At 33.4% G+C, this 21,958-nt stretch carries 15 protein-coding genes; 7 read left to right on the top strand and 8 right to left on the bottom strand.

Features of this window, described 5'->3' with window-relative positions; genetic code table 11:
• Positions 1–761 precede the first annotated feature (761 nt).
• Entirely contained in the window at positions 762–1,412 is a 651-nt protein-coding gene (locus tag ACE94K_RS13685) for a hypothetical protein (RefSeq protein ID WP_378173213.1), read from the top strand.
• A gap of 147 nt (positions 1,413–1,559) precedes the next feature.
• A complete protein-coding gene (locus tag ACE94K_RS13680) occupies positions 1,560–2,657 on the top strand; it encodes an amidohydrolase family protein (protein ID WP_378173210.1) in 1,098 nt (365 codons plus the stop codon).
• Positions 2,658–2,717: 60 nt separating this feature from the next.
• Here ACE94K_RS13680 and ACE94K_RS13675 read toward each other — a convergent pair whose 3' ends face one another.
• The gene (locus ACE94K_RS13675) at positions 2,718–5,114 is read right to left on the bottom strand and encodes a T9SS type A sorting domain-containing protein (protein ID WP_378173208.1); all 2,397 of its coding nucleotides are present in this window, start codon (positions 5,112–5,114) and stop codon (positions 2,718–2,720) included.
• Positions 5,115–5,370: 256 nt separating this feature from the next.
• On the opposite strand from ACE94K_RS13675, the gene ACE94K_RS13670 reads away from it, so the two are divergent.
• Positions 5,371–6,699, top strand: a complete 1,329-nt coding sequence (locus ACE94K_RS13670) for a hypothetical protein (protein WP_378173205.1) — start codon at positions 5,371–5,373, stop codon at positions 6,697–6,699.
• A 193-nt stretch (positions 6,700–6,892) separates the two neighbouring features.
• Entirely contained in the window at positions 6,893–7,429 is a 537-nt protein-coding gene (locus tag ACE94K_RS13665) for a pyridoxamine 5'-phosphate oxidase family protein (protein ID WP_378173202.1), read from the top strand.
• On the opposite strand, the gene ACE94K_RS13660 is transcribed toward ACE94K_RS13665, so the two are convergent.
• Genes ACE94K_RS13660 through ACE94K_RS13645 form a run of 4 tightly spaced genes read right to left on the bottom strand, consistent with a single transcriptional unit; the run spans position 7,426 to position 12,943 of the window.
• On the bottom strand, positions 7,426–8,880 hold the full coding sequence (locus ACE94K_RS13660; RefSeq protein WP_378173200.1) for a polysaccharide biosynthesis C-terminal domain-containing protein: 1,455 nt from the start codon (positions 8,878–8,880) through the stop codon (positions 7,426–7,428). The two genes, ACE94K_RS13665 and ACE94K_RS13660, sit on opposite strands and share 4 nt — an antisense overlap.
• A gap of 9 nt (positions 8,881–8,889) precedes the next feature.
• Positions 8,890–10,185, bottom strand: coding sequence for a glycosyltransferase family 4 protein (locus tag ACE94K_RS13655; protein ID WP_378184286.1), 1,296 nt, complete (start codon positions 10,183–10,185; stop codon positions 8,890–8,892).
• Positions 10,186–10,188: 3 nt separating this feature from the next.
• Entirely contained in the window at positions 10,189–12,627 is a 2,439-nt protein-coding gene (locus tag ACE94K_RS13650) for a YfhO family protein (RefSeq protein ID WP_378173197.1), read from the bottom strand.
• 31 nt (positions 12,628–12,658) lie between these two features.
• Positions 12,659–12,943 carry a DUF4834 family protein gene (locus ACE94K_RS13645; protein ID WP_378173194.1) on the bottom strand — a complete coding sequence of 95 codons (285 nt, stop codon included), beginning with the start codon at positions 12,941–12,943 and terminating at the stop codon, positions 12,659–12,661.
• An 85-nt stretch (positions 12,944–13,028) separates the two neighbouring features.
• On the opposite strand from ACE94K_RS13645, the gene ACE94K_RS13640 reads away from it, so the two are divergent.
• From ACE94K_RS13640 to ACE94K_RS13630, 3 genes are all read left to right on the top strand, one after another.
• Positions 13,029–14,672: a transporter gene (locus tag ACE94K_RS13640; RefSeq protein ID WP_378173191.1), complete on the top strand. Its 1,644-nt coding sequence runs from the start codon at positions 13,029–13,031 to the stop codon at positions 14,670–14,672.
• Between the two features lie 229 nt (positions 14,673–14,901).
• Positions 14,902–15,606 carry a FadR/GntR family transcriptional regulator gene (locus ACE94K_RS13635; protein ID WP_378173188.1) on the top strand — a complete coding sequence of 235 codons (705 nt, stop codon included), beginning with the start codon at positions 14,902–14,904 and terminating at the stop codon, positions 15,604–15,606.
• 563 nt (positions 15,607–16,169) lie between these two features.
• Positions 16,170–17,288, top strand: a complete 1,119-nt coding sequence (locus ACE94K_RS13630; protein ID WP_378173185.1) for a GTP cyclohydrolase — start codon at positions 16,170–16,172, stop codon at positions 17,286–17,288.
• 50 nt (positions 17,289–17,338) lie between these two features.
• Here ACE94K_RS13630 and ACE94K_RS13625 read toward each other — a convergent pair whose 3' ends face one another.
• The 3 genes from ACE94K_RS13625 to ACE94K_RS13615 all read right to left on the bottom strand — a co-directional run bounded on the left by ACE94K_RS13625 (position 17,339) and on the right by ACE94K_RS13615 (position 21,939).
• Complete coding sequence (locus ACE94K_RS13625) at positions 17,339–18,598, bottom strand: aminotransferase class I/II-fold pyridoxal phosphate-dependent enzyme (RefSeq protein ID WP_378173182.1); 1,260 nt, start codon at positions 18,596–18,598, stop codon at positions 17,339–17,341.
• Between the two features lie 148 nt (positions 18,599–18,746).
• Positions 18,747–19,787 (bottom strand): PLP-dependent cysteine synthase family protein, encoded by a 1,041-nt coding sequence (locus ACE94K_RS13620; protein ID WP_378173179.1) that lies wholly within the window; start codon positions 19,785–19,787, stop codon positions 18,747–18,749.
• Positions 19,788–19,878: 91 nt separating this feature from the next.
• Positions 19,879–21,939: a S9 family peptidase gene (locus ACE94K_RS13615; protein ID WP_378173177.1), complete on the bottom strand. Its 2,061-nt coding sequence runs from the start codon at positions 21,937–21,939 to the stop codon at positions 19,879–19,881.
• Between the last annotated feature and the right edge of the window lie 19 nt (positions 21,940–21,958).

Genomic DNA, 21,958 nt, shown 5'->3' with positions numbered 1-21,958 from the left:
ATTAGAGAACAATCTATTTATATGAACCGCGCCATCTTCCAAGAAATATTCTGAAATCCTTTCTAAAACATCAAATAGTGTTGTTACCATACTTTGGGAAAGCCATCTTACCGTACGAGCATTATATACAAGAGATGACGTTTCGAAAATCATACTACCAAACAAAGCAGAAGTTGACATTTTATTATAAGAAATTAATAAGGTAAACAGCTATGCTTTCTTATAGTAGTGTTCGTAAATGTTTATAGCCTATTCTAGAATTACAAGTAGTACTACGATAATCAGATCAATTAGAACAAGTGGCAGAAAATCTTGTAGCTATAAGTATGTAAAAACCGGATAATTCGCCTACAACATCCAAAATAAAATCTACATTTTAAAATTTGTTCAGATCAAGTAATAAGGTGGCGCAATAATTCAACATAACGCTTACAATCCTAAAAGACGTAACACAAGTTTATACAGGATTTGGAATTGACTTACTTAAAAGTAATGAGAACCAAAACGGTCAGTTACTAATATCTGTAATGTATGTAATTGATCAAAACGGAACCATAATTTATGATTTTACACAAAGAGATTACAAAGAAAGAGCGTATTCTAAAAAATTTTTAACCAACTAAAAAACAATAAATTACACATTTTTTGTTATCCATTTCATTGTGGCTTAAAAATTTTTGGCACACCATTTGGTTACTATCTAATCAAATAGCGGAAACCGAAAAGCTAATGAGTAGGTAAAAACCCAAAACATTTTAGTTATGAAAAAAATGATACTTTTTATCGCAGCAATGTTACTAGTTGGAACAACTGCACAAGCGGCTGATCAAAAACTGTCGGATCAAGTTGATAGGGTTACAAAACGCTATCGTTACGCACAACCAATTGTATTTGTTGAAGGAGGTGTAACATTCTTTGTATATCCTAATGGAGAGATTGATTTTAAACGTCCAAGACGAAGAAATTATGATCATTTGGATTGGAAATCAAGAAACTATAACGCTCCGGGAAGAACCAGAGGATACAGATATAGCAATCGCTTTACAGTAAGATACGATTACTACGGACGATTGAAACGTGTAGGCCTTACCACAATAGGATATAACAGATTTGATCAAGTAAGAAGAATTGGTTCTGTCTTAATGAGATATAACAGAAGAGGAAAATTAGCTCAGGTTGGTGGATTACATATCCACTACGGAAAACGAGGCAGAATCAGACATATTGAAGGTAATATCCATTACACAGGTTGTGGTTATTGTGGAATGAATGGATGTAGTATAACCCATGATCCATATTACAATTTTAACAGAAGATCGAATCAGTATGATCAATTAGATCACAACGAAGATCGGTATCATTATAAAAACAGAAAAAGAAATAAAAAACATAGTCAGCGAGATGATGATTAGTATAAATTAGTTAGTTGGTTAGTTGTTCGAAAGCCCGTTGTTATGTTAGCAGCGGGCTTTCTTTTTTTTAACTAAAAATGTTAAGCTTTCTTTTGGAGTCAATGATTATTTTATATTTATACAGGTATTATTAAATTCCTTGTATTTATGAAATTCCTGAAAATCTCTCTATTTCTTCTTTTTACTTTAGTAATAAATGAAGCTGCATCCCAAAAAATGCAATTTGAAGATTATGATCCACCTTCTACCTTAGTTGTACCCGAAACTATCATTAAGAAAGCAAAATTCCCATTTATTGATGTACATAATCACCAATTCAGAATGCCAACTCAGGATTTGAATGAACTTGTAGCCGAAATGGACAAATTGAACATGGCAGTGATGGTTAATTTATCAGGACGAGGTAGAGGTTCTGATGAACATTTAAAAGGAGCTCTGGAAAATGTAAAAACCAACGCCCCAAATCGTTTTATCGTCTTTACCAATATTAGTTTAGAAGGAATTGATGATCCAGACTGGACTTCAAGAACGGTATTCCAATTAGAGAATGATGTCGCCGCTGGTGCCAATGGTTTAAAAATTTATAAAAGCCAGGGCATGGATAATAAAGACAGTAAAGGTAACCGTATCAAAATTGATGACCCTCGTATTGGACCGGTATGGGAAAAATGCGGTGAATTAGGAATCCCGGTTTTGATTCACGCTGCTGACCCGAAACCGTTTTGGGATGCTCACGATAATCAGAACGAACGATGGCTAGAACTAAAATTACGCTCCAGAAGAAAAAGAGAAGCTAACGTAACAGGTTCCTGGGAAACTATCATACAAGAACAACACAATATATTCAGAAAGCATAAAAATACAAAGTTTATTAATGCCCATCTAGGATGGTACGGCAATAATCTGGCAGAACTTTCTAAATTAATGGACGAAATACCAAATATGTATTCCGAAATTGGAGCAGTAATAGCAGAACTAGGAAGACAACCTCGTAATGCAAAAGCCTTTCTCACAAAATATCAGGATAGGGTGATGTTTGGTAAGGATTCCTGGAAACCTGAAGAATACTACACCTATTTTAGAGTATTAGAATCTGATGATGAATATTTTCCTTATTATAAAAGATACCACGCATTTTGGAAAATGTATGGATTAGATCTGGATGATGAAGTCTTAAGAAAACTGTACTACAAAAATGCATTAAAAGTCATTCCGAATATCGATAAAAGTTTATTTCCTAATTAGTTTATAAAGAATACAAGGGCGTTTGTTTGGAAACCCCCTTGTATTTATATTTTTAGATATTTATTTTATAATAAGTAATTTAGATATTTTGTTTACTCCAGACTTTGAAGTCAAAACATATTGTCCGGAAGATAAACCTTCCGAATTTAATTGAAATGTATTATAACCTTGTTTTCCTTCAAACGTAAACTCTTTAACTTTTTGACCATTCATAGTATATAAAACAAATCGAATTGATGCATCATCATTTAAAGTAATATCTGTAAAAATTGGTGCGCTTTTTTGAATAGGATTTGGGTAAACGTTTAGCTTTTCATTACGATCAACTTCTTTTTCAACTAAAGATGAGCTGCTTACAGATCTAGATGAAGTAACCATTACCGATCTAGGAATACTACGTATAGTTAGTCCAGGAACACCAAGACCCGTTGCTCCCCCAGTATTGTTAGTTACATTACAAGAATAAACTCCATCACTTTCAACTAAAAAAGAATCTGCATTGGGTCCAGAAGGTGACCAGTTATATACATTATCAACACCCCCAACATTCACTGAAACCAAATTATCAACGGATAATTCTGTAGGCACATCCCGCTGAGGATTATAGTCAAAATTAAAAGCATCAAATACACCATTATAAGGAAGAAGATCATCAAAGTGTAAGTTGTTATTACTTACATTTAGATTATTTAATGTTCTATCAGCACCAAAAATATTGGAAGGTAAAGCTAAATCGTCAAAAAAGTTATCTCTTGCATTACATACGCTAAGATTTGGCATATTGCTTAGATCCAATGTTCCTTCAAATTGATTATCTGAAATTATGAAATATAGCATTTCATTATAAGCTCCAGACATTATCAACTCGCTCAATCCTAATCCTTGAACTCTAAAATCCAGTAGTTTTCTCATTTCTGAAATATCCATGGTTTTGCCTGGCATCATTGGATTATTATAAAAATATAGCCTACTTAACTCTGGATTACTGCCAAATTTAAAATCGGTAAATTGATTATCTCGTGCGTTACATTGTCTAAGGTTTGGCATATTTGATATATCTAAGGTTCCTGAAATTTGGTTTTCTGGGATGATCAAATAAAGTAAGTCATTATACGTTCCAGAAACGATTAACCCTCCTAAGTCTAATCCTTGTACCCTGAAATCAACTAGTTTTCGCATTCCGGAAATGTCCATTGTCCGACCCGGAGTTATTGGATTATTATACAAATAGAAACGTTGCAATTCACCATTAGTTCCAAGATTAAAATCGGTAAATTGATTATCTCTTGCATTACATAGCTTTAGGTTGGGCATATTAGATATGTCTAAGGACCCTGAAATCTGATTTTCTGGGATTATCAAATAAAGCAACTCACTATATGTACCAGAAACAATCAGACCTCCTAGATCTAATCCTTGAACCCTTAAATCAATTAACTTTCTCATTCCGGAAATATCCATAGTCTTTCCTGAGGCTACCGGGTTATTATAAAAATAAAAGCGTTGTAATTCGGCTCCAGTTCCTAGATTAAAGTCCGTAAATTGATTATCTCTAGCATTACATAGTTTTAAGTTGGGCATATTAGCTATATCAAGTGTTCCTGAAATCTGATTATCCGAAATAATAAAATACAACAAATTGTCATAATCACCAGCGACCGTTACACCGCCCAATTGTAATCTTGCCGCTCTAAAATCAGTCAATTCTCTCATCTCTGAAAGATCGATTGTTTTGCCTGGTGTAAAATCATTATCCTGAATATGTATTCGTTGTAATTGTTCATTGTTCCCAAAACTGATATCTGTTAAATTATTGCCAGATGCCACCAGATCGATTAAGGATGTCATCCTAGTGATATCCAAAACACCAGAAATATTGTTATTTCTAATGCTTAACCTTTTCAATTCTGTAAGATTTTGAAAAGAAGCTGGCAGGGTACCAGATATATTATTCGTAGAAACACGAAGCTCTGTTACTCTGCAATTTTCCACTTTAACACCATACCACGTTTCCATAGGTCCTGTCAACCAATTTGCATTGTTTGTCCAAGAAGATCCATTAGTAGCGTTGTAAAAATCAACTAAGGCTTGCCGATCTAGATCATAATCACTAGCACTAGAAGAAAAAATACCAAGACTTACTGAATTTAATAATGGAGTGCCGTCTACAACCACACTATAATCTCCAATATCAGAACTACTAAAATCGTTTACTGTTAATGATATAGAAGTCGCTCCACTAATATCGATTCCATCTAGTGTCCATTGGTAGGCACTTCCGGATACAGGCGATATTAATGTTGCGGAAGCACCCTCAACAATCGTCATGGAGGATATAGCTTCTGATTGGACAGATATATTAGGTTGTCCTACAGCGCATTGAGCAAAACCTGTATACCCCAACAATCCTAAAAAAAGAATCACAAAGGATTTAAGTGTAAAGAAATAATTTTTCATGTTTTAAAGTTTTAAGATGAATATTTATTTCTTAGTGGACAACCATTCCAATAGGTTAACTTTCCTTTTAAAAAAAAATAAAATAAAAAACACACTCAAAACTATTGAAAAACAGTTAATTATAATTTAATCAAGATTTTTTAAATTCTTTACTACCCTACCAAGCATACCATAAATTTATTTTTGGCACACTGCTTGATACTATTATAACGAGTGATAAAAACTAATTTTTACACTTCTTTTAAAATCACAGATTATGAAAAATATTGTTTTACTTTTTACAGGCTTATTGTTAGCATCTTTTACTGCTAATGCTTTTGAGACAAACACAGAAACTGTTTCTCGATATTATAACTATGGTAAATCTTTCATCTTTAACGAGAATGGAGTTGAATTCTCTGTATACGCAGATGGTCAATTTGATTTTTATGTAGATAGACCTAGAGGTGGTGTTAGTGTAAATATCAACCGACCTGGAGTAAACATTAGTTTCAATTCTGGTTACGATTATGATGCCTACGTTCAGTACGACGACTACGGTGCTGTAGTGCAGGTAGAAAATGTGCCCATCTTCTATGATTACTACGGTAGAATTAGCCAGGCTGGAGATATCTATATTAACTATAACCGTTTTGGTAGAGTGTCTAGAGTCGGTGGATTATATGTAAACTATAACAGATTTGGTAATTTTATAAACTGTACAGGTTTTATCAACGACTACAACAGATTTTATGTATATAGACCATTTCACGCTTTTTTTACGGTACCTGTGGTTAGCAGATGTATTGTGTTCGATAGACCGTATAGAAGATTTTATAATCCTTACAGATGTTCCTTCGGTGTATTCAGAAACAACTACTATAATGGATACTATGCTAAACCATACAGAAATCGTAACTATTATAGACCTCATCAGAGAGTAACCAGTTATAATAGAGGTTATAGAGTAAATCGTGCAAGAAGCTTGGATTACAGAACCAGAGACAGGAGAACTGCGATGTACCAAAGAAATGATCGTAATTTTAGAACTGTAAATAGAAGTAGATCAACTTCTTTAGACAGCAACAGAGCAAGATCAAATGACAATGTATCTAGAAATAGTACAAGAACTCGCACGGTAACTAGAAATAACGATACTCGTGATCGAGTAAGATCTACTAACAGAGGAACGCAAACTAGAACCAGAGTAGAAACAACTCAAAGAAGTAGAAATACGGTAGCAAATCGTTCTTCCAGAAATGGCGATACAGGGAATCAGTCCATAAGAAATGATAGAAACAGAAACAGAGTAGTATCAGAACCTAGAAATACACAACAGAGAAATAGAGTTAATACTACTCAGAGATCTAAAAGAAAAAGAAATACTGTTACAAATCGTACTGCTAGAACTAGTGACAAAGCGAGAACAACCAGAAGTAGTGGAAATAATCGTTCAGGAAATGTAACAAAACGTTCAAACAACAGTCGATATAGTAGTAAAGGAACAAGCACTAGATCAAAAGTACAAAGACAAAGAAGCAACGCTTCTAACAGAAAAGCAAGATCGAACGATTCAAGATCACGTACAGCTAGAAGTAGAAGCTAAGATTTAATAATAGAAAGAATTTATTTTTTTGGTTGGTTAGTTGGAAAATCCCCCAGAGTCGTATGCTTAGGCACCTCGGGGGATTTTCTTTTTTATTATATCATTAGCTCATTTTTTAAGAACTTCAGAAAATAATCTGGGTAAGACCTTAACAATATTGAGTAACTTTATCTAATAATACAATTACCAACAAATGGGCAAAAAATTAGAAGAGCTAAGTAATGAATTAATTGATTTTATTAGAAAACAAAAGATATTCTTTGTTGGGACTGCTGCTTCTGAAGGTACCGTAAATATATCTCCAAAGGGTATGGATACCTTTAGAGTTTTAAATGATAAAAAAATTATATGGCTTAATCTTACCGGAAGTGGGAACGAAACTGCTGCACATCTTATAAAAAATAATAGAATGACCATAATGTTTTGTTCCTTTGAAGATAAACCTCTTATTCTAAGATTATACGGATCCGCAAAAATATACCATAAAAGAAATTTAGAATATCATCAACATATTGATCTTTTTCAGAAAATGAGCGGATCCAGACAAATCATTGAAATGGATATAGATCTCGTGCAAACCTCTTGTGGATATGCCGTGCCTTTCATGGAATTTAAAGAAGAAAGAACTCAGCTAAAATCTTGGGCCGAAAAACAGGGAGAAGATCGATTAGAAGCATATTGGGAGGAGAAAAATAAGCGAAGTATTGATAATTTTGAAACGGGTATTTAATAGCTAACCATTCTTTTTATAATTGAATTAATATCTTCTGATACTTTTAGAAGGTATAACAAAAAAGTATAACTTACTACAATTATCAAACTTTTAATGCCAATATTTACAATTGGGTGGAATTGAAAATCCCAAAAATAAAACCCAAAAATAAAACCGGTTATTATAAGTATTGTCAAAAAAGTATTTTTAGAAAATGGATGCATTTTAAATTTGGAACGAACGATCATTATTTTTGCGAGATTGTAACAACATACTGCAGTAAATGTTGCCATAGCGGCTCCCTCTACTCCAAAAACAGGAATACAAATCCAATTTAGGACAAAAGCAAGCACCGCCATTCCGATACCGATATATAAGATCAATCGGTAATAATCAGAATTGAATAGTATAGAATTATTGTTGCCTAAAAGGTTATCAAATAATTTGGCACACCCTATCAACAGAACAACCCATATAAATAACTCATACTCCTCTGGAATTAATCTAAAAAGTTGATGAACATTACAGATAATCAATACGAACAATAAACCACTAATAGCAAATAGGTTCAAGGAACTCTTTTTGTATAATTCTTTTAGTTGTCCAAAATTTTTTTGATTAATTAATTTGGCAGTTAATGGATATGTTATTTGGTGCATTGCTCTTGAAGGAATAATGATGACACTGGCAATGTATGCACAGATACCATATTTTGCTACATATTCAATAGGAAGATATCGCTCGATCATTGTTTTATCAAGATCAATTAATAATGTAGCAACAGAACCTGCTAATAGAATTAGCATTGAATACTTAAAAACAGCTACATAATTATTTGGTAATGACAAACTAAATCTAAAACTGTGTAGGTTGAGCGCGTACAAAAGCATAATAATTAATCTAAGTATGTATACCAACACAATAGCATATATAAATTGTTGTACTGTTAGGATATCAAAATAGACCAGAAATAAAAGAATCATTGTACAAGTACGTACAAATAATTCTTTTAAAATATTACCAAAAACACTTTTCAGTTTTACTTTGGCCCAAGCAAAAAATATTTCAAAATAGGACAGCGCTACTGCCAAAACGTAGATAGTCCATACATAAGGTTTTACTATAATATTATCTTCACTAAAAAAATCAAGAATATAGCCATATAATATAGATCCGATCACTCCAAAAAATAAAGCTATACAGAATGGTAAAATCAGCATCATACTCATAAATCTATTTTGTTGATCTTTATTTATGTAAGAAGAGAAAAATTTTACTAAGGTATTATGAACACCAAAAGCCATCAATGGCCAAATTAAATTAGATGCAGAAAGCAAATAAGATACCAATCCGTAATATTCTTCTTCCAAGAATTTAGTAAATAAAAACAACGTATTAATGGCGCCAATCCCAAAACCGAGAACGGTAATGATCACATTTTTTATGGATTGGTTGACTACTATTCCCATTGTTTTGGTCTATGCTCTGTTTTTTAAGTTTTCAAGTAACAAAGACATTTCTTTGGTAAGTTCTCTCCTACTATACTTTTGGATTCCTTTAGTTTCTGCAACTAATTTTCCTTCTCGGAATTTATAAAAATAATTCAGTACTATTTCTTTCATTTTATGATACTCATCATATTCGAAAAAACAACCTGAATTAGTATCTTTTATTAGTTTTGAAATATCAGCTTCACGAGGTCCAATAGCTAAAATAGGCCTTTTAGAAACCATATATTCAAATAACTTACCAGGTATGATACATTTAGTTTCCGGACTATCAATTTCTATTAAAAGCAAAACTTGTGACCTACGCTGAATCTCGATCGCTTCTTTATGCGAAACATATCCTTTACTGTCCAAAAAATCTGATAATCCTGCTTCTATAATCGAAGATCTCACATCTTCACTAACAGCTCCTACCAATTGTAAACTAAAAACATTTGCAAATTCTTTATTTTCCTGAGTTAGATCGTACAAAACTTGCCATAATTTTTCTGGATTTCTTCCTGATAAAAGAGAACCAATATGAGAAATAGTAAATTTTGTATCTAGTAATACAGTTCCAATGTTCTCTCTGTCATATCCATTAGTTATTACTGAAATTGGTTTATCAGTAATCTCCTCAAATTCCTTTTTCGTTGTATAACTTGTCACTACTAGTTGGTCTACCAAATTAAGCACGGCCTCTTCTAGCTGTTTGTGTTTACGAATTGAATATGTTGAAAGTTTTAATTGATGATGATATCCGATAGTTGTCCAGGGATCTCTAAAATCTGCTAGCCATTTAACACCTGTTTTTTCTTTTAACCCCATCCCTATCAAGTGCACACTATGTGGTGGACCAGTTGTAATTATGACATCAATTTGATCTTCTGAAATATACTTTGAAAGAAACTTTATAGAGGGCTTAACCCAAAATTTACGGGCATCCGGAATGAAGAAATTTCCTCTTATATACAGCAAAATTTTTTGAATAAGCGATTGTTTTTCCTTTTTAGCAATAATACCTTTACTAATGATTTTGGATTCTTTTTTAGAAAAAACTTCGGCAAAGCGATAAGGTTCAAAAATAGGATGCTTGATAATCGTTATATCTTTAGGAATATCAGAATGTAAAGATTCATCATACAAAGGGTATGTTGGGTTTTCAGGAACATATACTACAGGTTCGATATCAAAATTTCTAAAGTATTTAACGAACTTAAGCCATCGTTGTACTCCGGGACCACCGGCTGGTGGCCAATAATATGTGATAAGTAAAACCTTCAAAATACGTTATGAGTTCTCTTCTGAAATTACTTCATTTCGTTTTTTAAACTCGAAAAAAAGCGCTCCCAAAAATAATAATCCAAAGATAACTGAACTTGCTAAAGTAATTGCACTTCCTGTTTTTACAACCTGCGGTTCAAATTTGAATTCTATCGTATGCCTACCAGGAGGAACTTTTAAGCCTCTTAGCATATAGTTAACCGGGTAAATCTTTTCTGGTTCCCCATTGATGTAAGCCTGCCATCCATTTTTATAGTACGTTTCCGAAAAAACAAGAAACGCTGGACTTTCTGTGTACACGTTATACGCAAGATGATCTGGGTCTGTTTTGGAGATAGAAACGGTAGACACACTATCTTTAATCGGTTTATAATTCTCAAGTTCTTCTTTAAATGCTTTTCTTATTACCGCTGTTTTCTTCGTGTCAATAACGTCCAATGATTTAAACTCTTCCTTATAATCATCCACAAATTTCAACTCTTCAACAAACCAAGCAGGTCCATTTGCAGAAGGATTTTGTTGCACATCCAAACGTCTTTCTTCATTTTGTTGAATCACATATTTTATGTTCAGCATATTGATAACCTGCAAATTTCCTTTTGCAATGTGACCAAAAAAGATGTCCTCCATCTTTCTCGGACGAACTGCCGAATAGCCATTTACAGAATTGAAGAAATAGTTCGTGTGTGAGTTATTGAATCCTCTTGCTTGATCCAAAACTCTATAGTAAGACTTATCCTTTAAAATTTCCTGATCAACCGCAGTAGGCTGAAAATATGATTTATACGTCCTCTTAGAAATAAATGAATCGCTATCCACGCTTCTACGATCTACTGAAACCAAATCTACAAGAATTAGCAGCCCAACACCAGCAATCATTAAATTTTCTGAGAGCTTTTTCTTTAAAGCTAACCAGAGTACACCTGCAATTAACAATATAAAAATAAGCGACCTGAGACTATCGCTTTTCATGATCGCAATACGATCTTCTTTGATGGCATCAAATATAGCGGGTTGTTCTATAGCTAATTGAACATCATTAGGTGATTTAAAACTAAACAAGCTTCCTCCGAATAACCAAAACACAAGGCATAACCCTCCGAAAACCCCGAGAGATATTAAAAATTTCTTCTGTCGCTCCTGAAATGAAGTTTTCTCATTAAACAATTGGTATAGTCCAAACACAGCAGCAATGGGTACCACTAATTCTAATATAACCTGAATGCTCGAAACTGCTCTAAATTTATTATACAAAGGAACATACTCTACAAAGAATCGAGTCAAAAAATCTAAATTCTTTCCCCAGCTTAATGCAAGAGATAAAATGATTCCACCTAAAAGCCACCATCTTAATCTACCTTTTATTAATAACAACCCTATTAAAGCAAGAAATACAACCGTAATACCAAGATATGGAGGTGCTTCTACAAAAGGTTGTGCTCCCCAATATAATCCTGTAACATTTGCATAATAATCTGCCTGTTCAGGTGGTTGCCCCAATTCAATTAATTTTTGATAAAAAGCAGAATCTTTACCTAAGTCAGAAGCTCTACCTAATCCCATTAATTTAGGAATAAAGAGATTTAAAGACTCTAAAATTCCATAGCTATACTCAGTAATATATTCATAATCTAAACCATTCTTTTCTGAAGACGTTGCAGAGGTATCTGCCAATAAATTTTCACCTCGTATACTAGTATCTGCATATTCTGATGTAGCTAATAATGTAGTAGCATTTGTTGCTAAACCTAATAATGCAGCTACCATTAAAATAGCCGAGGATTTCAAAAAATGCGGAAGTTCTTTTCTTTTAAAAGCATCTATGAAATAAGCAACTCCAATCACAAAAACCAATAACCCTAAATAATAAGTCATTTGATAATGATTCGCTTGTATTTCTAATCCCATGGCCAACGCGGTAAGCATAAATCCCCAGACATACCGCTTCCGAAAAACTAATAATATTCCGGATATTACCAAAGGAAAATAAGCGATTGCGTGTGCTTTGGCATTATGCCCCACTCCTATAATTATTATGAGATATGCAGAAAATCCAAACGCCAATGCTCCAAGAATTGCCATTTTCCAGGGAATTCTCATTACTAATAATAAAATATAAAAAGAAGTAAGGTACAAAAACAGATAATCTGCTGGTCTTGGCAAGAATCGAATTAAGCGATCCAATTTGTCCATATAATCGTGAGGAAACCTTGCTCCGATTGCATATGTTGGCATACCTCCATAAGCCGAATTGTTCCAAAACGTTTCTTCTCCATTTTTAGCACGAAAGTCATTTTGTTGTTTAGCCATGCCCTCGTAATATTTGATATCGTTCTGATACAACATTTTCCCGCTAAGTACAGGATTAAAAAAAGCTAATGAAGCAATTATAAAACCTAGAACAACCAATAAATGAGGTAAGAATCTTTTTAGATAAGACATCATGTGTGAGACGATTTACGAATAAAGCGCCAAATTAATCAATTTCCTCAAAATCGATGTATTCTCCCACATCTTTATTACTAGATTTTTGTTTGGTCTTTTTATCTATAGTAATGTCATCTTGTTCAGAAGATTGGGGTTGTTGGTATTGTTGAAATTGTTGTTGAAATTTTTCTCCAGCTTTCTTTGTCACATATCTAAGCAATAGAGGACCAAATAAACGCGTTAGTATCTTTAGTCCATAATATATCAATAACAGAATGAGAATAACCTTTAATACCCCTGAAAAAGAAGCCACTTGCATAGATTTTTTTTTCAAAAATAGGGAACTCTCTATACAATTACATGAAGTCAATCCTAAAAAAATGATAAAATCTGCTATATTTGAACCAAATCTATTAAATATGAGCCCTAAATCTATGCTATTGCTGATAAGCCTATTCCTACTCGGCTTAATGGCATCTGCTCAATATACAGAGAAAATCAATACCAATAGACCCGGAGTCTCTCAAGGTGCTTTTTCTGTTGGTAATAATGTATTGCAACTGGAAAGTGGTTTTGGTTTCGGAAAGGAAAAACATAAATTATTTGACACCAGAACGAACACCTTTAATCTAGACTATACCGTACGATACGGTTTGCTTATTGAACAATTAGAAATAAACATTAATGGTAGTTTTAGGAGCGATGGAATTAAGCAAACTGTTGGAGCTAATGAACAAAAAATAAGAAGAACAGATTTTGAATTCAATAATATAGGAGTTAAATATCTGATTTATGATCCTTACAAAAAACCTAAAGATAAGGACTCAATCAACTATGATGAATTAAAAAGTTGGAAAGAAAGGTATCGATTTAAATGGAAAAGCCTGATTCCTGCTGTATCAGCGTATGTGGGCATGAACTACGTAAATGCGGATAATCCATTTACTTTTCCCGAGGATCAAACTATTAGTCCAAAGTTTGTCGTAATGACCCAAAATAATTGGTGGACAAGCAATGCCGGTAGTTGGGTACTTGTTACCAACCTGATTGTTGATAAAATCACTACAGAAAATCCTGCCTATGGCTGGATTATAACCAGTACGCATACCATCAACGATAAATGGGCAGTGTTTGGAGAATATCAGGGACAAAAAAGTGATTTTTACAGTGATAATATATTAAGATTAGGTGGAGCTTATTTGTTTAATAATGACCTACAGATCGATGCCAATATTGCCACTAATTTTAAGGACACTCCTTCTATTTTTAGGGTAAGTGTTGGTGCATCCTACAGATTTGACTGGCATTATAAAGATGAAATCATCGAGAAACCTGGATTTGAGAGTGGTATTAAAAAAGAAGATGAAGATGAGGAAGAATTAAATCTAAAAGAAAGTGACAGCTTACGAATCGATCAAGAGTTTGAAGAAATCGAAAACGATAGCTTGAAATTAGAAAAAACTCCATTTATTAATGAATTCGAAGATGGAACCCACAGAGATGCTATGGAAGAGGATCTTGATAAGAGAAGGACTGAACAACGTCTGGAACGCGAACGAATAGAAAAAGAAAAACAAGATAAAAAAGACGATAAGAAATTTAGAAAAGAAGAAAGAAGACGATTAAAGCGTGAAGCAAAAGCTGCCAAGCAGGCGGAAAAAGCTAAAATCAAAGCTGAAAAAGAAAAGCAAAAAATGATTGAAGACATAGACGCTGAACTCGATAAAATGGAACAGGATGAAGGTGTAGACGATGAGTTAAAAAAGATCGATGAGGAGCTCAAAAAGCTTGAAGAAATGGAAAAAGATTTGGAACCTGAAGATGTCAAGGAAAAAGAAGAAAAGAAAGAAACTGAAGAGGAAGAAGACATTGATGCCGAGTATGAAAAACTTCAAAAAGAACAGGAAAAAGCTAAAAAAGAAGAGGAAAAACGTAGAAAAAAAGAAGAGAAAAAACGTTTAAAAGAAGAAAAGAAAAGAAAAAAAGAAGAAGAAAAACGTAAAAAAGAAGAAGAGAAAAAGAAGAAAGAAGAAAATGAAAATGATGATAATAATGAGGGATAATCTTTCCAAAAAAACGTCTACATAAAAAGGGCCGGGTACTAGATACTCGGCCCTTTTTAGTTGAAATTCTGAACTACACCCATTATAATTTTCTAATCTAAAAAATAGGAATATCGAATTAAACAAGATCTATTTTTTGTATTTCACTTATTTTTTAACATTAAATACGAATAGGTTAAAATAATTCTCTTATATTTGGTTAACCAATTTGGTTGACCAATTTAGAATTATGAGAATTAACCTAGAAACCGATCCTCTATCTCCAAAAAACGAAATTGAAACAGTAATTTCTAAAATTAGAGATCTAATTATTAACCGACAATTAGAGCCAGGAGATAAACTACCATCAGAAAGAACTTTATCGGATAAATTTAATGCAAGTAGAAGCCATTTGAGATTGGCTATCCAACGATTAGAATTTTATGGGATCGTAAAGAGATATCCAAAAAGCGGAACTTTTGTATCTAAAATTGGAGTAGGTGCTCTTAATTCTATGCTGGTCAATATTCTACATTTACAAACTCCCGATTTTAAATCTTTAGTAGAAACCAGATTAATACTCGAAACAAAAGCGGTAAAACTAGCGGCTGTTCGCAGAACCGAGAAACAACTATATCAAATAGAACAGGCGCACGAAGCTTACATAGAACAGTCAATAAATGGTCAAAATGCAGTAGACGAAGATTTACTATTTCATCTTAAAGTAGCAGAAGCAAGCTGCAATAGTGTGATTAATTCTCTAATGCTGGTAATTACTCCCGAAATCATTACAAACTTTGTCAGCAATAAAATCTGTGATACGCATAATTTTTCAAATCTTATAAAAGAACACGAGCAGATTGTAAACGCCATAAAAAATAAAGATCCAGACCAAGCCACTGAGAGCTTAAAAATACATTTTAAAGACCTGTACAATTTTTGCAATATTAATTAAAAACAAAGCCTATGTTAATCCCAAAAAAATAAAAAGGATCGTAAACCCCATTCTCTTTCATTATTCTATTATCACTTAAGGTTAGAGAGCGAAGTATAGTAAAAAGAATAATAACATATTATTATCTAGGTAAGCATGCTTACGCAAATAATAGAATTTAGATAAGATATTGCAGACAAAACACGATTAGAATTGGCCTTTTAAGAACCACGATGGTTTTACCTAATTAGAAAACAGTACTGTAAATATAGAAATGAGAGAAACCATTAACCTTGATTATCAAGAATTTCCAATTCCAATTTCAGAAATACTTGCTTTTGAAGGTATCATTTCTAAAAATCCTGGATACTAAAGTTGTGTGTGTATGAATGATAAGTAAAATTATTGTTTGTTAAGTATCCTATACTCCATTGATCATTCATTTGATCAGTGGAGTATTTTTTCATATAATATTTGCCTGAAGATTAATACGAATAAGTTATCGATTGATTCATAAATTGAAGCGTTTCCATTAAAATGTTTAATAAAAGGATCATATATTTGTTATGAACTAGCGAAGTTGTATGATTACGATTAAAGAAATTACCTCTAAAGCAGATTTGACTACATTTGTTAAGTTTCCTTTTGAATTATATAAAGACTCCCCTTATTACGTTCCCTCTATCATCAAAGAAGAGCTGGATGTAATGAATCCTAAAAAAAATCCCGTTTTTAAAAATGCAGTAGCCAAATATTTCTTGGCTTACAAGAATAATAAGATCGTAGGGAGAATTGCTGCTATTATAAATTGGATCGAAGTAAAAGAACAACAAAAACCAAAAGTTCGTTTTGGTTGGTTTGATGTAGTTGATGATATTGAAGTGACCAAAGCGCTATTAGAAAAAGTTACCGAATTTGGTAAACAACATTCTTTAGAATATATGGAAGGGCCTGTAGGTTTTTCTAATATGGATAAAGCAGGAATTTTAATCAAAGGATTTGAGGAGCTCAATACGATGATTACTTGGTACAATTATCCGTATTATCAAAAACATATGGAACAACTGGGTTTTGAGAACGCAGCTACCTGGGTAGAGTACAAAATAAAAGTTCCAAAAGAGACCAAAGAAAAGGTAATAAAGTTTGCGAAAATAATTAAGGAAAGATATCAGCTTCAATTACTTAAGTTTAAAAAAAGTAAAGAACTCTTAAACTATGCAGAGGACATGTTTGATCTACTTAACAAAACGTATAGTAGTTTACAAACATTTGTACCAATACAGCAGTATCAGATTGAAATGTACAAGAAAAAATATTTGCCTTATTTAAATCCTGAGTACATCACCTGTATTGCTGATAAAAACGGAAAGTTGATCGCCTTTTCCATTGTTATGCCTTCATTTTCTAAAGCTTTGAAAAAGATGAATGGTAAAATATATCCTTTAAAATTTCTACACATACTCAAAGCACAAAGAAGAAATGATACTGCGGCTTTTTATCTTATTGGAGTCGATCCAGAATATCAAAACAAAGGAGTTACTGCACTGATATTTAAGGAAATGAACGAAACTTTTATTCGTAATGGTATAGAAATGGTAGAAACCAATCCAGAACTAGAAGAAAACAAAGCCATTCAGGCATTATGGAGTGACTATGAACATGATCAACATAAAAAACGTAGAACGTATAGAAAGAAAATTTAAACAAAAAATCCGCTGATCGGCGGATTTTTTATATAATATGTAAACATTAACTACTCTCCCATTGCTTCAGCTAATGCGGCAGACATTCTTTTATAGGTTCCGTTTTCTAAAGTTTCTCGAATTGCAGAAAACGCATTTAAAGTATCTTCGATATCCTGCATTGTATGAGATGCTGTAGGAATTAACCTTAATAAGATCATTCCCTTAGGAATTACGGGATATACCACTATAGAACAAAAAATACCATGATTTTCTCTTAAATCTTTTACCAGTGCCATAGCTTCAGGGATACTTCCTTTTAAATAGACTGGTGTCACACAGCTTTGTGTAGTTCCCAAATCAAAACCTCTGTCACGCAATCCGTTTTGTAAGGCATTGACATTTTCCCAAAGCTTCGCCTTTAGTTCTGGCATAGTACGAAGCATATCCAAACGTTTAAGTGCTCCAACTACTAGCTGCATTTGTAGTGATTTAGCAAACATTTGGGATCTCAAATTGTATTTCAGGTAATCTATAATTTCCTGATCAGCGGCTATAAAGGCGCCTGTACTTGCCATAGATTTAGCGAACGTAGCAAAATATACATCAATTTCATCTTGCACTCCTTGCTCCTCTCCTGTCCCGGCACCAGTAGCTCCTAATGTTCCAAAACCGTGTGCATCATCCACAAAAAGTCTGAAATTATATTTCTCTTTTAATGCTACTATTTCTTTTAATCTTCCTTGTTCTCCTCGCATTCCAAAAACCCCTTCTGAGATTAATAAAATACCTCCTCCAGTTTTTTGGGCCATTTTTGTGGCTCTCATCAGGTTTTTTTCTATACTCTCTATGTCATTATGACGATAGGTATATCGTTGCCCCTGATGCAATCTAACTCCATCGATAATGCACGCGTGAGCATCTACATCATATACTATAATATCATCTTTACTTACCAAAGCATCAATGGTAGAAACCATTCCCTGATATCCAAAATTCAATAAATAAGCAGCTTCCTTATTTACAAATTCCGCAAGTTCATTTTGTAATTGTTCGTGCAAATCTGTGTGTCCGCTCATCATTCTGGCTCCCATAGGATATGCAGAACCATATGCAGCAGCCGCCTCGGCGTCAACTTTGCGAACTTCATCCATATTGGCGAGCCCCAAATAATCATTAATACTCCAGGTAACCACTTCTCGACCCTGAAACTTCATTCTATTTGATATCGGCCCTTCTAACTTCGGAAAAACAAAATATCCTTCTGCCTGATCTGCCCATTTCCCTAGGGGTCCTTTGTCTTTATATATTTTATCAAATAAATCTCTCATCTACCGCAAATTTGATTTCTTTAAGTGTGCGAAAATACAGAAAATTGATGTGATAGCATAATATTATCCTAAATCACCACCATTAACTAATTTCTCACAAAAAAGCATCTGTACAATACCAGATGCTGCTATTATTTATATTCTAATTTTACTTAACAAATTGAACTTTTGTAGCATCTTCCTCGTGCACACTATCAAAAAATCCCTGTTCAGTCATCCACTTATCACTAAAGACTTTACTCATATATCGTGATCCATGATCTGGTAAAATGATAACTACATTACTATTTTCATCAAACTCACCTTGTCTGGCCAATTGCTTCACGCCTTGAATTGCAGCGCCACTGGTATATCCAAGAAACAATCCTTCGGTTCTTACCAATTCTCTAGCCGTATGTGCGCTATCTTCATCACTTACCTTTTCGAACTTATCAATCACATCAAAATCTGTTGCTGTCGGAATCAGGTTTTTACCCAAGCCTTCTATTCGGTAAGGATAAATTTCATTTTCATCAAACTCTCTAGTTTCGTGATATTTTTTCAAGACTGATCCGTAAGCATCAATTCCCAATACTCGTATGTCGTTGTTTTTTTCTTTTAAATATTTGGCTGTTCCTGAAATAGTCCCTCCGGTTCCACAACAAGCTACGAAATGAGTCAGATTACCATTCGTCTGATTCCACACTTCAGGTCCGGTAGAATTATAGTGCGCATCAATATTTAATTCATTAAAATATTGATTAATATATACCGATCCTTTTATTTCTTCGTGAAGTCTTTTAGCGACCTGATAGTAAGATCTCGGATCATCTGCGCTTACGTGTGCCGGGCAAACATATACTTTTGCACCCATATTTTTGAGCATTGCAATCTTATCCTTGGAGGACTTAGAACTTACTGCTAGTATACAATCATATCCTTTTATTACACTTACCATCGCTAAGCTAAAACCGGTGTTTCCGCTAGTAGTTTCGATAATAGTACTACCAGGTTTTAAAATGCCTTTTCTTTCAGCTTCTTCAATAATATAAAGTGCAATTCTATCTTTGGTGGAGTGTCCGGGATTAAAAGATTCTATTTTTGCATAGAAATTACCTGGAAAGCCTTTCATAATTTTATTTAGTTTTACAAGTGGGGTATCACCTATAAGCTCTAAAACATTATTATAAGCCTGAATATCTTCTCTCATAAGGTTGTGTTTTAAACAGATTTGCAGAACTGAAAAAGGGGAGTCCACAAACCGTTACAAAAACGCTACGAAGTTACGTTAATTTTTTTAATTAATCCTTTATACCTTCCAAATCTAGTAAAAAAGCATACTCTTCAGCTACCTCTTTCAGTGCCTCAAATCTTCCCGAAGCTCCTCCGTGTCCAGCTTCCATATTAGTATGTAACAATAAAACATTGTGATCTGTTTTAAGCTCTCGTAATTTAGCTACCCATTTAGCAGGTTCCCAATATTGAACTTGAGAATCATGTAATCCTGTTGTTACAAGCATATTAGGATAATCTTGTGCCACTACATTATCATAGGGAGAATATGTTTTCATATATTCATAATATTCTTTTTCATTAGGATTACCCCATTCGTCATATTCTCCGGTGGTTAAAGGGATACTATCATCCAACATAGTAGTTACTACATCTACAAATGGCACTGCAGCCACTACACCGTTATAAAGTTGGGGTGCCATATTAACAATCACCCCCATCAGCAATCCACCGGCAGAACCGCCCATTGCATATAAGTGATTGGCACTTGTGTATTTTTCTTTAATCAAAAACTTAGAACAATCTATAAAATCGGTAAATGTATTTTTCTTTTTAAAAAGCTTTCCCTCATCATACCATTCACGACCTAAATATTCTCCTCCTCTTACATGAGCTATCGCATATATAAATCCTCTATCCAATAAACTTAATCTTACAGTAGAAAAATAGGGGTCGATTGTAGAACCATAAGATCCATAAGCATATTGTAGTAATGGACTATTCCCATCCTTTTTCAATCCTTTTTTATAAACCAAGGATATGGGTACCTTCTTTCCATCTTCTGCTGTTGCCCATACTCTATCGGAAACATAATTATTTTTATCAAAATCACCTCCTAGTACTTCCTGTTCTTTTTTAATTTCTTTTTCTTTAGTATCCATGTCAAAGTCGATCACAGAGTTTGGAGTGGTCAGAGAATTATAGGCATATCGTAAGATTTTTGTATCAAAATCAACATTTGTACTTACATATGAGGTATATGTTTCATTATCAAACGGAAGATAGTAGTCTGCAGTACCATCCCATCTTTTTATATTTATTCGGTTTAATCCATTGCTGCGCTCACTTATCACCAAATACTCCTTAAAAATATCAACATCCTCTAACAATACATCCTTACGATGAGGGATAAGGTCTTTCCAGTTTTCTTTTAATGTGTTTTTTTCTGAAACCTGCATTAATTTAAAATTCGTAGCTCCATCAGCATTGGTCAACACATAGAAACTATCTTCATAATGCGCTATTCCATATTCTAATCCTCGAATTCTAGGCTGAAAAATAGTAAAATCTTCTGTTGGCCTATCAGCATTAAGAATACGATACTCAGAGGTTAGTGTACTACTCGATCCGATTATAATATATTTTTTAGACTTCGTTTTATATACAAAAGTGTTAAAAGTATCATCTTTTTCGTGATAAACTTCTACATCCTCTTGAGCAGGAGTACCTAAATAATGTCTATAGATTTTATGTGATCTAAGAGTTTCTTCATCTTTTTTTGTATAAAATAATGTTTTGCTATCTGCTGCCCACGTACTTCCCCCTGTCGTAGTTTCCATTATTTCAGGGTAAATTTCACCCGTGACCAAGTTTTTGATCCTTATGGTATATTTTCTTCTGCTTAGGGTGTCAACTCCATACGCAAGTAATGTATTATCGGGACTCACATTTAAACCAACCATTTTAAAATAAGAGTGCCCTTCTGCTTCCTTATTACAATCAAATAAAATTTCTTCGGGAGCATCTAGATGATCCTTTTTTCTTGAATATATAGGGTAATCCTTACCGGTTTCATACTTAGTAATATACCAATATCCATTTAACTTATAAGGTACTGATTCGTCATCTTCCTTGATTCGACTTTTCATTTCTTCAAAAAGTTTTTTTTGAAAGTCTTTCGTATGACTCGTCATTCTATCATTATAATCATTCTCACTTTTCAAATAATTGATAACTTCTGGGTTATCTTTGTCATTGAGCCAAAAATAATTATCAACACGAATATCTCCATGTTTTTCAAGGTGTGTAGTTTTTTTTTCGGCGAATGGGTTTTGAACTTCTGTCTCCAAGGATATTTCTTTATTATAA

The sequence above is a fragment of the Aquimarina besae genome (genome assembly GCF_042434905.1).
GTDB lineage: Bacteria > Bacteroidota > Bacteroidia > Flavobacteriales > Flavobacteriaceae > Aquimarina.
Note: the sequence above shows the minus strand (reverse complement) of the source record. Positions and strands in the feature narration are given on the sequence as shown.